Below are 14,504 nucleotides of genomic sequence, written 5' to 3'. Positions count from 1 at the left end.
CTTCGACCCCGACACGCCGCGGGAGGCCGCTGCGGAGACGACTCCTGGAGCGACCTTACCCGAACTTGCCGCTGATGTAGTCTGCGACCCGTTGGCTCTCCGGGGCCTCGAAGATCCGCTCCGTGTCGTCGTATTCGACGAGCTCGCCTCCGGTGAGAAAGACGGCGGTCTGATCGGAGACGCGGGCGGCCTGTTGCATACTGTGCGTGACGATCACGACGGTGTACTCCTCCGAGAGCTCCGCGATGAGGTCTTCGATCCTCGAGGTAGCGATCGGGTCGAGTGCCGACGCCGGCTCGTCCATCAGGATGACCTCCGGGTCGACCGCCAGACATCGTGCGATACAGAGCCGCTGTTGTTGGCCGCCGGACAGCCCGAGAGCGTTGTCGGACAGTCGATCCTCGACCTCGCTCCAGAGTGCGGCTTGCCTCAACGACCGTTCGACGAGTTCCGCTTCGCGTTCGGACCCGTCACGCCCCGTCAGCCGCGAGAGAACCCCCGTCTCGATATCCCCGTGTTTCCGCGGGCCGTAGGAGACGTTGTCGCGAATCGACTTCGGAAACGGATTGGGGCTTTGGAACACCATGCCCACGCGCTTGCGCAACTCGACGAGGTCGACATCGCCGTCGTAGATGTCCGTCCCGTCGAGCTCGACGGTCCCGTCGACGTTGGCGCTCCGGATCCGATCGTTCATGCGGTTCAGACACCGCAAAAACGTCGACTTGCCGCAGCCGGACGGACCGATAAGCGCAGTCACGCTCCGTTCGGGGATCTCCATCGAGACGTCCTTCAGCGCGTGGTCGTCGTCGTAGTAGACGTCTAACCCCTCGACAGCGAGCTTCGTCTCGGCGTCAGTGTCGTACTCCGTCCACTCCGGGCGCGTTTCCTCGACCGTCTCGCCGTCGGTCGTCGAGACCGACTGATCGTTGGTTTGGTGCTCCGACTCGGCAGCGTTTTTTTGATCTATCTGACTCATTGATGCAGTTTCCTCCTGAAGTAGTACCGCGTCGCGATGCCCCCCGCGTAGAACAACAACACGACGAGCAGCAGGGTCAATGCTAGCCCCCACGCGAACTGCTGGGGATCCTCGATGTTCCCGCTCAGCCCGGCCGTGATGAGCGCGTACAGTTGATACGGGAGCGCGCTTGTGGCCTCGAGCAGCGCGGGGTTCGTGACGAACGGCGGAGACGCGCTCAGCTGGAATCCATCGAGCACGTTCGGAGCGGCCGATCGCCCCGGAAGGACACCACCGCCGGTCGTCAACAGGATCGGTGCCGTCTCGCCGGCGATCCGACCGACACCGAGGATGACGCCGGTCGTGATCCCCGGGATCGCAGCCGGCAGAACGACGCTCCGGATCGTCTCCCACTTGGAGACGCCGAGTGCCGCACTCGCGTCACGGTACTCGTCCGGGACCGCCAAAATGGCCTCCCGGCTCGTGATGAGTACCAGCGGCAACAACATGAATCCGAGCGTCAACATCCCCGCGATCAGCGACTTCTGATTGCCGAAGCGGGGAATGAGGAACGCGGCCCCGAACAGCCCGAAGACGATGCTCGGCGTACTCCAGAGACCGTTGGTTGCGACCTCGACTATTCCAGTGAACCGCCCTTGATCCGCGAACTCGCTGAGAAACACCGCCGCACCGACGCCGGTCGGCACCGCAAAGAGGACGGCACCGATAACCAACCAGACCGTGCCGAGCAATGCGGGGAACACGCCGGGAATCTCAGCCAGCAGCGACGCCCCGTTCGTCAGGAACGGCCACCTGATGAGCCGATCGCCACCGACAGTCATCCCGTTCAACAGCCCGGGAAGTCCCCGAACGGTGACGAACGCGAGAAGACCGACGAGGACCGCCAGAATCGAGAGAACGATCAGATAGATCAGCACGTACGCACCGATATTGCGTCCCCGGGCACCGAAGCCCCCGTAGGACTTCGCGGCCGCCCACCCGGTCAAAAGCGACCCGACCATCGTGACGACCGGGACGACCGTGTCCCCGAACAGCGTCGCGTTGTACTCGACGAGAACGCGCTCCCACCCCGGTCCTACGATCCCGGTCGCGAGCGCCATCCCGAAGAGAACGGCGACACCCCCCGCCGGGAGCGTCGACCCGATGTCCTCCCGCCGAAGCGCCGTCACCGAGAACGCGGCGGCGCCCGAGGCGACGCCGACCGCCAGCCACCCCGGCGTTCCGAGCCCAACCTCCTGTGCGGTGAATGCGCCGACGACAAACCAGACGCCCGCAAACGCGGTCGCCGCGACGGCGCCCGCGGTCGGTTGGGGGCTCGTATCGACGTAGCCGAGCCGCGAGGTGAGACCCAACCCACTGGTCCCCAGGCCGAGTCCCAAAAGTACCGCACCGAGAGCCACAGACAGCGTGCCGTTCCCGATGGGGGCAGTGATCGAGACGAGATCGACGAGCGCGATCAGACCGACGGCGAAGGAGACACCGGAGAGCCCGACCGCGGACGCGGCGACCGCTTCGTATCCGCTTCGGTCCTCGCGGACGAGCGCGTTCTGCGTCGCGCGACTCACGCCTGCTCACCTCCGAGACGCCGGCGCATACGCGCCTCGATGTACTGCGAGGCGACGCTGAGACACAGCACCGTTACGAACAGGACAACGCCGGCCGCGAACAGCGCGCTCTCTTGGACGCCGCTCGCGTTCCCGTAATTGGCGGCGATCAGGGACGTGAGCGTCTCGTAGCCGTAGAACACGTTGGTTATTGGCTCGGGGACCTTCTGTACGCCCGCCAACATGACGGTCGCGGCCATCGTCTCGCCGATGGCTCGGCCGACGCCGAGCAACACGGCCGCCGACACGCCGGAGAACGCCGCCGGCAACGTGATCGATGTCATCGACTGCCACTCCGTCGCCCCGAGTGCGAGCGATCCATCCTTCATCGCATCCGGAACGCTCGTCAGCGCGTCCTCCGCGACAGAGACGACTGTCGGCAGTGCCATGAGCCCCACGACGATCCCGACGAACAAATACGTCGAGCCGCCGTTCAGGGCGAACTCCTCGCCCGCCCACGGGTTGATAATCGTGAACCCGATGAAGCCGTACACGATCGAGGGGATCCCGGCCAAAATCTCGATCCCGGGCTTGACGGCCTCCCGAACGACCGGCGGGGCGATCTCGGAAATGAAGAGCGCAGCGGCGACACCAAGCGGTGCCGCGACGAGCGTCGCGATGGCGGTTACCATCGCCGTCCCGTGGATCATCGGTACCAACGAATACCGGACCGGGTCCGAAACTGCGTCCCACCGCGTCTGCACGAACATCCCCGCCCCCGGGACGGAAACGCCGAAGACGGTCATGCTTTCGTACTGGAAGGCGGCGATCGATTCGACGAAGATGAAGACGATGATCAACCCGAGCGTGACGAGCGTTACCGTCGTCATAGCGAACGTGACGGCACGGGCGATGAGCGCCTGATGCCGAACCCAGCCGTACCCGGTCGAGAGGACGAACACGCCGAACGGCACCGCCGCTACGGATGACGCCAGCAGGAACCCGGCGAAGGCGAGCAGCAACGACCCCATCGATAGCGCGACGACGGCCAGCGCACCCGAATCCGTCTCGGAAACGAACGTTCGAACACGGCCCGAGTATCGTTCCGCACGGGCCTCCAAGCCGCCGACCGCTGTATCAGTGAATGAATCCATTGTGTATTACCTGTCGGAGACAGGCGTGTCGCGGTCGATCGGCCTACACCTGCTCGGGGAGCTTTTGCTTTTCGGCCTCGATATCGGAGGTCGGCAGCGTGATGTAGTTGACGTCCTCGACGAACGTCTTCTGGCCGAACTCGGTCAGGAACATGTTGAGGAACGCCGCCTCGCGCATGTCGGTTCCGTCGGGCGTCTCCTCGTTGATCCGGGTGTACATATGCAGGTCGCGATTCAGCGGGTACTCGGAGTCGAAGATGGTGTTCTCGGCGTCGGGGTCCGGACGGAAGACGGTGCCCTCGAAGTCGATGGCGATCGCCTGAATCCCCGATCCGGAGAACGCCAGCGCCATGTAGCCGATGGCGTTGTCGTTGTCCTGGAGGACCTGTTGGACCTGCTGGTTCTGCCCGAAGCGCGTGTCGACGTCCATCGGCGCGTCGGCGTCGCCGAGCATATTCAATCGGAAGGAGGTGTCCGTCCCGGAGCCCTCGGCGCGGCCGACCACGTAGATCTCCTGGTCCGGACCGCCGACCTCACTCCAGTTGGAGATGTCGCCCTGGTAGATACTGCGGATCTGCTCGCCGGTGAGCTGTTCGACACCGGCGTCGTAGATCGCCTGACTGACGAACACCGGCTGGCCGTCGCGGCCGACGACGTGGTCGACGTAGTTCTCGTCGCGCTCGTCCTCGCTGATATCCAGTTCGGCCGTGATCGGTCCCGAGGAATTACCGATGTCGACCAGCCCGTCTCGCACGGCCTCACAGCCGGTCCCCGAGTGGCTCAGCGCCACGCGGGTGGCGAACGGCGGGTTCGAGCGCTCGCCGGTCGTTTCGAAGCCGTACAGGCCGGCGAAGTAGTCGGCGATGTTCTGGTCGGTCCCGATCTGATCCCACCCGGTGACCGATCCCTCGTCGTTGGATCCCCAGTACTCGCCGTCGCTCGCCGGCGAGTTCGAGTTCCAGTAGGAACTTCCCTTGTTCGAGATGGGGTACACCGTCGACGACCCTTCGGCAGTCACCGTCGACGGGCTCGACGATCCGGAGTCCGAATCGGCGCTGCTGTCGGAGTCGCCGTTTCCGCTGTCGCCGCTGTTGGCGTTACCCGTGTCGCTGCTGCTACACCCGGCGAGGCCGACGCCGCCGACAGCAGCGGCAGACGTCAACAGATACTTTCGCCGTGATACTCCCTTGCTCTGGTGCTCCGCGTCGCTTGACATCACGAGAAGGTAGATACGATATAATAAAAGAAATTTATATGAGAGGTACAGAACACACCGGAGTGACATGTGTCGAACAGGGTGTTCTTGAGCGGTACGTTCCGGTACGGAACAACCTCTGGCGGTATGTTCGGTACGGAGTATCGTCGGCTGGTATATACTCTATGTGGTGGTACGTACCGCTATGTTACAGTGCGTCCGGAACTTTCCAGATATATACGAAAGTATACATTACGCGTTCGTACGTTTAAAATGAAAGTATAAGAGAAAATTCACGAATCTGGGGGCACTCAGAACTGTCTGTATTCGCGCCGGAAACTGGCGTAGAAGCATCGTGAATACGGTTTTAGAAAAGAGGAGTGACGCAAGGCACCAAGCCACCCCTCTCGGTTGTTTCGCTGGCTGTTGGCCGCAGCTACCGACCAACAAAACTGAATTTATAGTTATGCTACATAATTCCTTTGTTATAGGAACTCGGCTCAAAACGCGCGTGCGTCGGCGCGGAATGGATCGCAAACATGTATTGTACGCCAACGCCACCAGCCGGGGGTGCGCCTCGCGAAGCAATTCGGTGTTGCCCCGGGCTGGTGTACACTCCCCGAGAAGGCGTGGGTTCTTAACACTGAAGCGAGAACGACCGGTGGTGGCGGTGACGACAGTTACCCCCTCTGAGCCCCTTGTGATGAGGATTTTTTCCGAGCCACCGTTTCCCGGCCCCGAGCGACGGTGCGGGTCGCGCGCGGTCCGGACGCACGTCCTCGGTGTTGTCGGTCGCCCGGCGTACTCGCGCCGAACGCGTCGGCGAGGGACAGGCCCCAGCCGTCGCTGTCGTGGGTAATCGGAGAAAAAACGGACGACGGGAGCGGTTCAGTCGTCGGACGCGGCCGCCTCGCTGGCGCCCTCGACGGCCGCTTCGCCGGCGTCGGTCAGTTCGTAGAGGTTCTGGCGCGCGTCGGCGAAGTACACGTCTTCGGAGACGATGTCGATGCCCTCGAGTCGTTCGAGCGCGTACCGAACCGTTCGAGCCGAAAGCATCGACTCCTCGACGATGCTCTTTTGAGTCATCGCGCCGTTGTATTCGAGGACTTTGTAGACGAGTTTCGCGCTGGGCGGGAGATCGGTGAGTGTTTCCCCGTCGGAGTGAGCCATCTCTACAGTATAAAAGTGCCCCCACGGGTATAAACGTTGATCCAAACATGGCAGGTATCGTCCACCCCGGACGGAGTCGGCACAGTGGACACCGACCCGACCCGATCCGAGCCGCTGGCGGCCGCCCCGCCGGCGCCGCGGGAACGAACCGCTTTTGATGCCGGATGGCCGAACGGTACGTATGGCAACCGATACGGCCGAGCGCCGGACCGCACACGTCCGTGGTATCACGGTCACGGCGATCGCGTGTCTGGCCGGCGTCGTCGCCGCCCTCGTCTCGTCGGCCGTCGCCGACGGAGCCGGGGATACGCTCGGCGTCTACATTCTCGCGAGCGCCGTCGTCGTGCAGTTCCCCGTCCACCAGCTCCTGGAAAAAGCCGGAATCGAGCTCGACACCGACGACTTCGGGGCGAAAGATTACCTCTACGTCGTCTTCATGACGTTTTCGCTCTGGTTCGTTTGCTGGGGGATCCTGCTCACAACCGGGGCGGGCCTCTGATGGCCGACGACAGCATCGCCGTCGTGGACCTAGATCGCTGCCAGCCGGACCGGTGTAACTACGAGTGTGCGAACTTCTGCCCGCCGAACCGGACCGGCGAGGAGTGTATCGTCACCCGCGAGGAGCGCCACGACGAGGGCGAGCACTACGCCGGCGGTCCCGACCAGATCTCGATCTCCGAGGAGTTGTGTCTCGGCGAAACCTGCGGTATCTGCGTCGAGAAGTGCCCCTTCGACGCGATCGAGATCATCAACCTCCCCCAGGAACTCGACGAGGAGCCGACCCACCGCTACGGCGAAAACAGCTTCGCGCTGTACGGGCTTCCCGCCCCGGAGGACGGCCGCGTCACCGGAATTCTCGGTCCCAACGGGATCGGAAAGACGACCGCGGTTCACATCCTCGCCGACGAGATCACGCCGAACCTCGGGGACTTCGAGGCCGACCCGGACTGGGAGCGGGTCCTCGAGGCCTACCGGGGCACCGCGCTGCAAGGATACCTCGAGGACCTCCAGGAGGCGGAGGTAACCGTCGCCCGCAAACCGCAGTACGTCGACAAGATTCCCGACACGTTCGACGGGAAGACGAGCGAACTACTCGCGGGCGTCGACGAGCGCGGCGTCGCCGACGACCTCACCGAACGGCTCGGGATCGCCTCCGTCGTCGACCAGCCGATCGATACACTCTCCGGCGGGGAACTCCAGCGCGTCGCTCTCGCGGCGACGCTCGTGCGGGACGCCGACTTCTACTTCCTCGACGAGATCACGCCGTATCTCGACATCGGCCAGCGCGTGACCGCGGCGCGGCTCATCCAGGAACTGTCCGCGGACGACCGCTCGATGCTCGTCGTCGAGCACGACCTCGCGGTGTTGGATCTGCTCGCCGACGCGCTCCACGTCGCCTACGGCGAACCCGGCGTCTTCGGCGTCGTCACGCCGCCGAAATCGACGAAGGGCGGCATCAACCAGTATCTCGGCGGCTACCTCGAAAACGAGAACATGCGGATCCGTCCGGAGGCCATCGAGTTCGAGGAACACGCCCCCCGCGTCGAAGGCTACGGCGAGACGCTCGTCGAGTACCCCGAGATGCGGAAGTCCTACGGCGAGGGCGAGTTCGCCCTCGAGGTCGACTCGGGCGAGATCCGCGAGAACGAGGTGCTCGGCATCGTCGGTCCCAACGGGATCGGCAAATCGACCTTCGCGAAGCTGCTCGCCGGGCGCCTCGACCCCGACGAGGGCAGCTTCGACGCCCGCCTCGACATCTCCTACAAACCGCAGTACGTCGAGATCGACCGGCCGATGCGGGTCGACGCCTTCCTCGCATCGATCACCGACGACTTCGGCACTTCCTACTGGAACACCGAGATCGCGGGCCCGCTCCAGCTCGACCGGATCATGGAACAACAGCTCACGGACCTCTCGGGCGGCGAGCGCCAGCGTGTCGCCATCGCCGCGTGTCTCTCCGAGGAGGCCGACCTCTACTTGCTCGACGAGCCCTCCGCACACCTCGACGTCGAACAGCGCGTCCTCGCGACGCGGGCCATCCGCCGCTACACCGAGGCCCACGACAAGACGGCGATGGTGATCGACCACGACATCTACATGATCGATCTGCTCTCGGACCGTCTGCAGGTCTTCGAGGGGACGCCCGCCGAGCGCGGCCACGCCGGCCGACCGGTCGGGATGCGCGAGGGCATGAACGCCTTCCTCTCGAACCTCGACGTCACGTTCCGCCGCGACGAGCGGACGGGCCGCCCCCGGATCAACAAACCCGGCTCCCAGAAGGACCGCGAGCAAAAAAACGCCGGCGAGTACTACTACGCGCCGACGGACGCGAACTGATCGGCGTCGATTCGCCGGTCGTTTTTACGCCGGCACACACAAGGGCGTCGTACCGCGTGGCCGAAGCCGATTGCTACTCGAACGCGTCTACCACCCGAACGCCTCGTGGACCGCCCGCCCCTCGTCGTTCAGCACGGGACCGACGACCTCCGTGATCCCCTCGAGGATCTCGGCCGACCGGACCGACGGCTCCCGACCGGTGAATTCGGCGATCTCGCCGCCGCCGACGCTGTAGACGACCCGCCCGAAGCCGGCCCGGGCCATCCCGCCTGCGCACATCGGACAGGGCTCGGTGCTCGTGTACATGACCGTCTCGGCCCGCTCGGCGGGCGAGGTCTCCCGACACGCTCGGTAGGCGAGATGCAGTTCGGGGTGGCGGCGGACGTCGTCCTCGGTGACGATCCGGTTCGATTCGGCCGCGACAACCGCGTCGTCGCGGACCAGGACGCTGCCGAACGGTTCGTCCCCGCGCTCGGTGGCCTCGCGGGCGAGGTCGAACGCACGCCGCATGTGGGCATCGTGATCGAACGCGTCGAACCCGGGATCGGACATAGTTCCTCTACGGCCCGGTCGGATGATAAACCCCACAACCGCCGACCGCCTCGCTTAAATCGCTCCGCCTCCCAGAGCCGCCGATGGCGAACCCGAACGCGAAGGGCGACCGCCGCGAGCGCGAGCTCGTCACGGCGCTGGACGGAGCCGGTTTCGCGGTAATGCGCGCGCCAGCCTCCGGTAGCGCGACCGAGCGCGAACTCCCGGACGTCCTCGCCGGCGACGGCGAGACGTTCTACGCGATCGAGGCGAAGTCCTCCGCCGGCGACCCGATCTACCTCTCCGGCGAGGAAATCGAGGCCCTCGTCTACTTCGCGCGAAACTTCGGCGCGAACCCCCGCGTCGGCGTCCGCTTCGACCGCGAGGACTGGTATTTTTTCCACCCCGGCGATCTCTACGAGACCCCCGGCGGCAACTACCGGGTCAAAAAGGAGACCGCCCTCGCCGATGGGACCGATTTCGCCGAGTTCACCGGCGACTCCCGGAAGGTGACCCTCGAGGAGATCGCCGCCGATGACGACGAGGCCGACGGGGACACCCGCGAGGTCCTCGGCGCGCTCGAACGCGGCGACATCTCCGTCGACGACGCCGTCGAGATGCTGTGAGTTCGGGCCACAGGCCCCCTCTCGACGGGAGACACGCCGCTTATACGTGACGGCGCACAAACGGATGTATGCACTTCGAAGACCTTCCGACGACGCCCCGGTCGGAGGAGCTGGTCGACAAGGCGTTCTCTCGGGCGGCGCGGGCGGGGCGGGCGAAGTCGGGCAAGGAGGCCCAAGAGTCGATGCTGCAGACGGCCTCGAACATCCTCTCGGACAACCTCGGAAACGTCGTCACCTCCTGGCCCGACTTCGATCTCGTCGACCGTTTTTATTACGAACTCGCCGACGCGACGCTTTCCGACACCGACGTCGGGGGCGTCGACCGGCTCAGACAGCACCTCTCGGAGGTGATGTGGGCCTCCCGGCGGACGGACGAGATCCGGGGCGAGTACCACGGCCGGATCAGAAACGCCGACACGGACACCGCGCGCAAACTCCGCAAGCAGGCCTTCGCCCGCCTCGCCGACATCACCGAGCAGGTCGAAACAGACCTCCTCGCGATCGGCACGGCCCGCGACGCTCTGAAGACGCTGCCCGACATCCGCGCCGACGAACCCGCGGTCGTCGTCGCCGGCTACCCCAACGTCGGCAAGTCCTCGTTTGTCAACGGCGTGACGAACGCGAAAAACGAGACGGCCGCCTACCCCTACACGACCACGAATCTCAACGTCGGCCACCTCGAACGGGATCACGTCCGGTATCAACTGATCGATACGCCCGGCCTGCTCGATCGGCCCGCCGAGGACCGAAACGCGATAGAGTCCCAGGCCGTCTCCGCGCTGACGCACCTGGCCGACGCCGTCCTCTTCGTGCTCGACGCCAGCGGCGAGTGCGGCTACCCCCTCGACGAGCAACTCGAGTTGCTCGCCGACATCGAGTCGACCTTCGAGGCCCCCGTCCTCGTCGTCTGCAACAAGGCCGACCGCTCGACCGAGGCCGATGCCGACCACTACATGAGCGTCGAGACCGGCGAGGGCGTCGAGGCGGTCCTCGACGCGGCGATCGAGGCCGTCGGCTACGAGCCGGAGTTGCCGTTCGAGGGCTGACGCGCCGGCGGAACTGTTAGGATGCCCTCCGACCGAACGGCGTACGATGCCGAGACACTTCGAGGACCTCGAACCGGACGAGACGCACGACCTCGGCGGGTGGACGGTCTCCGAGTCGGAGATCGTCGAGTTCGCCGAGCGGTACGATCCACAGCCGTTCCACGTCGACCCCGACGCGGCTGAGGCGTCAATCTACAACGGCCTCATCGCCAGCGGATGGCAGACGGTCGCGCTCACCATGCGGACGATGGTCGATGGCTTTCTCGCCGATGTGGCGTGTATGGGGGCCCGCGGGATCGACGACCTCCGGTGGAAACGGCCGGTCCGGCCGGGCGACCGGGTCGGGACGCGGATCCGCGTCCTCCGGACCGACGCCGGCGACGGGAACCCGACGCTGGGCGACGTCCGCGCCGAAACGGTCGGCGAGAACGGCGACGGCGAGGTCGTCGTCTCCTGGGTCAACAACTTTCTGGTCCGGCGGGCGGAGGCCGAATAAGGCGGCTCAGGCGGTCGCGTTGTACGTCACTTCCACCGCGTACTCGACGGCGACGTCGCCGGTCTCGACGCTCGTGTCGGCCGACTCCGGCGTCGGCGTCGCCATCGCGGCCGCCTCGTAGCGCACCGGGCTGACGTTCCGCTGGGTCGCGTCGACGCTCGCGGCGCTCGTCACGTGGAGGTCGCCGTTGCGCGCGATGGCGTCGGCTTGCGCGCGCGCGTCGCTCATCGCGTTCGCGATGGCCTCCTCGCGGAGATCAGTTCGGACGGCGTCCGAGAGGGTGAACTCGATGGTGTCGACCTCGACGTCCGCGTCGGCGGCCGCGTCGACGACCGCCCCGACGCGGTCGGGGTCCTCGAGGGTCACCTCGAAGCCGTGGACGCCGCGGAACGCCGGGACGTTCTCCGACTCCCTCGGCGGGACCCGCGGCGAGCGAACCCGGTATTCGTCCGTCCCGTAGTCGTCCTCCGAGAGACCGAGCCTCTCGAAGTTCGACCGGAGCGTGTCGGTCTCGGCCGCGAGTTCGTCCCGAACCGCGCCCGGATCGTCGCCCTCAGCAACGGCCCGAACCCGGACGGCCGCCCGGTCCGGGACCGCCGACGCGCCGCCGGTCGCCTCGACCGAGACGACTCGGTCGGCGGCGGCGTCGGGTGACTGTGCGCCGATCGGCGAGACGACCGCGACGCCCACGAGCGTCATCGCCAACAGGGAAACGAGGATTATCAACACTGCGAGTCCTTCGCGTCGCATATCCGCTCCGACACCGGCCGCGCTACTATATTCGCCGGAAAGTCAAACGGGCGTTTGACCCACCCGCCGTTCCGGGGAGAGCGACCGATCGCTGCTCCGCTCGATTTCGACGTAGAGGATCCGGACGTCGACCTCGATCCCGTGTTCCGCGGCGAGCCGCGTCCGGACCCCTTCGGCCAGTTCGCCCCGCGTCTCCCCTGGCGGGGCCGCGACCGTCCCGACGACCGCCGTGGGGCGGTGAAAGAGGAGCCGCTCGGTTTCGGTCTCGATCTCGAGGTCGACCAATTCGTACCCGGAGTACGCCGGTTCCTCGAGTTCCGTCGCCACGCCGTCTCTGATGTCCTGTTCGGTGTTTGCCATCCGGTAGGAGTCGTACGTGACGCCGCCGAGAAACACCGACAGCAACGCGATGGCCGCGACGAGAACGCCGATCCGTTTTAGCGTCGCGATCCTCGCGCGGTCGTGTTTGAAGAACTGCCCGGGGCGGTAGCCGGCGTACCACAACACGACGAGCGCGGCGAGGTTGATCGAGAGGACGTTGACCGCGACGAGGACCGCCGAACCGACCGCCAGGGCCGGCTCCCCGTAGGCGATCCCGATACCGACCGTCGCGGCCGGCGGGATCAACGCGACGGCGATCATGACACCGACGAGCGCGGTCGACACGCCCGTCATCAGGCTCACGGCCCCCGCGACCCCGGCACCCAAGGCGACGGCCAACGAGAGGACGCTGGGGGCGAGTCGCTCCTCGATCTCCGACAGCGACAGGGGGTCGAGCCCCGGCGGGACGAGGTTCGTCGCTTGGACGAACGCCGCGAACAGCGTCGAGGAGACGACGGCGAGGGCGACGCCGAACAACTGGAGACCCACACCCCGCCGGAACAACTCGCCGTCGTCGATGACGCTGCCGACCGCCGCCGCCATCGCGGGACCGATGAGCGGCGCGATGACCATCGAGCCGACCACCGTGGCGGGCGAATCGAGGAGGAGGCCGGCGGTCGCGATCACCGCCGAGACGGCAGTCATGACCACGTACGCCGGAAGCGCGGAGGCGAGTTCCTCCGCCCTCGATTCGAGTTCCTGCCTGGCGATTCGCTCCTCGCTGTCACCCGTCTCGGCGTAGCTCTCGGCGAGCGCCTCGAAGCGCTCCGATTCGACCGTTTCGGCCTTCAGAACGACCGTGTAGGCCTCCCGTTCGAGACCGGCCTCCCGAAGCGTCTCGAGGATAGGCTCGACAGCGTTCGTCGGCAGCGGGAAGTACGCGACCGCGGTGTACTCCCGCCCGCTGGACTCGTCGGTGACGACGTAGTCGATCCCTTCGTCGTCGAGGATCGAGAGTACGGTCTCGCGTTTTCCGGTCGGGATCGTCACCTGGACGAGTCGCACGCGATGACCGTCGCCGTCCGGGCCGATAAACCCAACTGTTGGCCCGCCCGCCGCGTCTGGTCGCCCTCCGAGCGTTCGCCCCCTCGGTCGGCGACCGCATCGGGTAAGGGTGTCCCACCGACCGGGCGGTTTATGACCCGACGCGGACAACCAGAGGCATGTTCGAGACGCGTCCGGACCGCGACGCGGAAGTCGTCCTCGTCGGGCGGTCGAACGTCGGGAAGTCGACGTTGATGCGCGAGATCACGGGCCACAGCTTCGACACCGGCGGCAGCCCCGGCGTCACGACGAAACCGAACCACTACGACTGGGCCGCTGAGGACTTCGTGATCACGGATCTCCCCGGCTTCGGGTTCATGGCCGGCGTCCCCGAGGACGTCCGCGAACGGATCAAGACCGACGTGGTGCGCTACGTCGAGGCCAACGCCGAGAGGATTCTCGTCGGCGTGTTGGTCGTCGACGGCAAGTCGGTCGTCGACATCATCGACCGCCACTCGGGCCCCGACGAGATCCCCCACGACGTCGAGTTGTTCGGGTTCTTCGAGGAACTCGGTGTCCCCGTCGTCGTCGCGGTCAACAAGATGGACAAGGTCGACGACCGCGACGAGCGGCTGGACGCGCTGGCCGAACGGCTCGGCCTCTACCCGCCCTGGCAGCAGTTCGAGGAGACCCTCGCGCCGATTTCGGCGAAGCGCGGGTCGATCGAACCGCTCGAGGCGGCCGTCAGACACCACCTCCACGAGGCTGGCCGCGACGACCTGTTCAAGTTCTTTTGACCTCTCTCGGGCGTTCTCCCCGCTAGTCGTCGAGGCCGTCCTTCGAGACGAAAAGCCCCAACACGTCGCGTCGATCCGCGACCTCGCGATAGAGCCGCTCGCGAAGCCGCCGGTAGTCGTCGAACTGCCGGAAAAAGCGGGTGAGATCGCGCGACCCCGGTGGAATATCGGCCCGGGCGAACGCCTCCTCGGCCGCCGCGCCACAGGAGTATACCGCATCGTCGGTCAGGAGGTGCGCACACGACTCGAAGTCCTCGGGGAGCCGGTCGCGTTGTTCGTCGGTGAGTCCGCCGAACCCGACTGCGTCGAGGTCACTCCGCCGGGCGAAGTAGTCGGCCCACCACGTACAGAAGCCACAATCGTCGTCGTAGACGAGTACGTCGCCGCTCATGTCCGGGCGTTCGGGCGGGGGATAAATAGATGCCTCGGGTGTGGGGCCGTCCCCGACGGCCCGCTCGCCCGACCGTAACACTCTATATTGTATAAGTTATACAATACAGTAATGAACCAACGCGAG

15 protein-coding genes are annotated in these 14,504 nt (G+C 65.8%); 6 read left to right on the top strand and 9 right to left on the bottom strand.

The window, feature by feature from the left end:
- Positions 1-55: 55 nt before the first annotated feature.
- The 5 genes from pstB to NMLP_RS12935 all read right to left on the bottom strand — a co-directional run bounded on the left by pstB (position 56) and on the right by NMLP_RS12935 (position 6,039).
- Positions 56-976: a phosphate ABC transporter ATP-binding protein PstB gene (gene pstB, locus NMLP_RS12955; protein WP_015410579.1), complete on the bottom strand. Its 921-nt coding sequence runs from the start codon at positions 974-976 to the stop codon at positions 56-58.
- Positions 973-2,541, bottom strand: coding sequence for a phosphate ABC transporter permease PstA (pstA, locus tag NMLP_RS12950; protein WP_015410578.1), 1,569 nt, complete (start codon positions 2,539-2,541; stop codon positions 973-975). Before pstA ends, pstB begins: the two co-directional genes overlap by 4 nt.
- Entirely contained in the window at positions 2,538-3,674 is a 1,137-nt protein-coding gene (gene pstC / locus NMLP_RS12945) for a phosphate ABC transporter permease subunit PstC (RefSeq protein WP_015410577.1), read from the bottom strand. The genes pstA and pstC overlap by 4 nt, the downstream gene beginning before the upstream one ends.
- A gap of 43 nt (positions 3,675-3,717) precedes the next feature.
- The gene (locus NMLP_RS12940; RefSeq protein WP_015410576.1) at positions 3,718-4,890 is read right to left on the bottom strand and encodes a substrate-binding domain-containing protein; all 1,173 of its coding nucleotides are present in this window, start codon (positions 4,888-4,890) and stop codon (positions 3,718-3,720) included.
- 867 nt (positions 4,891-5,757) lie between these two features.
- A complete protein-coding gene (locus NMLP_RS12935; protein ID WP_015410575.1) occupies positions 5,758-6,039 on the bottom strand; it encodes a MarR family winged helix-turn-helix transcriptional regulator in 282 nt (93 codons plus the stop codon).
- A 181-nt stretch (positions 6,040-6,220) separates the two neighbouring features.
- Here NMLP_RS12935 and NMLP_RS12930 point away from each other — a divergent pair, with 181 nt between their 5' ends.
- Both NMLP_RS12930 and NMLP_RS12925 read left to right on the top strand, forming a co-directional pair.
- Positions 6,221-6,538 (top strand): EMC6-like membrane protein, encoded by a 318-nt coding sequence (locus tag NMLP_RS12930; RefSeq protein ID WP_015410574.1) that lies wholly within the window; start codon positions 6,221-6,223, stop codon positions 6,536-6,538.
- Complete coding sequence (locus tag NMLP_RS12925; RefSeq protein WP_015410573.1) at positions 6,538-8,376, top strand: ribosome biogenesis/translation initiation ATPase RLI; 1,839 nt, start codon at positions 6,538-6,540, stop codon at positions 8,374-8,376. Before NMLP_RS12930 ends, NMLP_RS12925 begins: the two co-directional genes overlap by 1 nt.
- Before the next feature lie 87 nt (positions 8,377-8,463).
- Here NMLP_RS12925 and NMLP_RS12920 read toward each other — a convergent pair whose 3' ends face one another.
- Positions 8,464-8,928, bottom strand: a complete 465-nt coding sequence (locus NMLP_RS12920) for a nucleoside deaminase (protein ID WP_015410572.1) — start codon at positions 8,926-8,928, stop codon at positions 8,464-8,466.
- 83 nt (positions 8,929-9,011) lie between these two features.
- Between NMLP_RS12920 and hjc the strand changes: the two genes are divergently transcribed.
- From hjc to NMLP_RS12905, 3 genes are all read left to right on the top strand, one after another.
- A complete protein-coding gene (gene hjc / locus NMLP_RS12915; protein ID WP_015410571.1) occupies positions 9,012-9,533 on the top strand; it encodes a Holliday junction resolvase Hjc in 522 nt (173 codons plus the stop codon).
- 68 nt (positions 9,534-9,601) lie between these two features.
- Positions 9,602-10,579 (top strand): NOG1 family protein, encoded by a 978-nt coding sequence (locus NMLP_RS12910; protein WP_015410570.1) that lies wholly within the window; start codon positions 9,602-9,604, stop codon positions 10,577-10,579.
- Positions 10,580-10,625: 46 nt separating this feature from the next.
- The gene (locus NMLP_RS12905) at positions 10,626-11,075 is read left to right on the top strand and encodes a MaoC family dehydratase (RefSeq protein ID WP_015410569.1); all 450 of its coding nucleotides are present in this window, start codon (positions 10,626-10,628) and stop codon (positions 11,073-11,075) included.
- A 6-nt stretch (positions 11,076-11,081) separates the two neighbouring features.
- Here NMLP_RS12905 and NMLP_RS12900 read toward each other — a convergent pair whose 3' ends face one another.
- Positions 11,082-11,825, bottom strand: coding sequence for an SIMPL domain-containing protein (locus tag NMLP_RS12900; protein ID WP_015410568.1), 744 nt, complete (start codon positions 11,823-11,825; stop codon positions 11,082-11,084).
- A gap of 42 nt (positions 11,826-11,867) precedes the next feature.
- Entirely contained in the window at positions 11,868-13,211 is a 1,344-nt protein-coding gene (locus NMLP_RS12895) for a TIGR00341 family protein (RefSeq protein ID WP_015410567.1), read from the bottom strand.
- 158 nt (positions 13,212-13,369) lie between these two features.
- Between NMLP_RS12895 and engB the strand changes: the two genes are divergently transcribed.
- A complete protein-coding gene (engB, locus tag NMLP_RS12890) occupies positions 13,370-13,987 on the top strand; it encodes a GTP-binding protein EngB (RefSeq protein ID WP_015410566.1) in 618 nt (205 codons plus the stop codon).
- 22 nt (positions 13,988-14,009) lie between these two features.
- Here the strand turns inward: engB and NMLP_RS12885 are convergent, their stop codons facing one another.
- The gene (locus NMLP_RS12885; protein WP_015410565.1) at positions 14,010-14,378 is read right to left on the bottom strand and encodes a DCC1-like thiol-disulfide oxidoreductase family protein; all 369 of its coding nucleotides are present in this window, start codon (positions 14,376-14,378) and stop codon (positions 14,010-14,012) included.
- Between the last annotated feature and the right edge of the window lie 126 nt (positions 14,379-14,504).

Origin of the sequence: Natronomonas moolapensis 8.8.11 (assembly GCF_000591055.1) — an archaeon.
Taxonomy (GTDB): domain Archaea; phylum Halobacteriota; class Halobacteria; order Halobacteriales; family Haloarculaceae; genus Natronomonas; species Natronomonas moolapensis.
The sequence above is the reverse complement of the archived record's forward strand: the minus strand, read 5'-3'. Positions and strand labels throughout refer to the sequence as shown.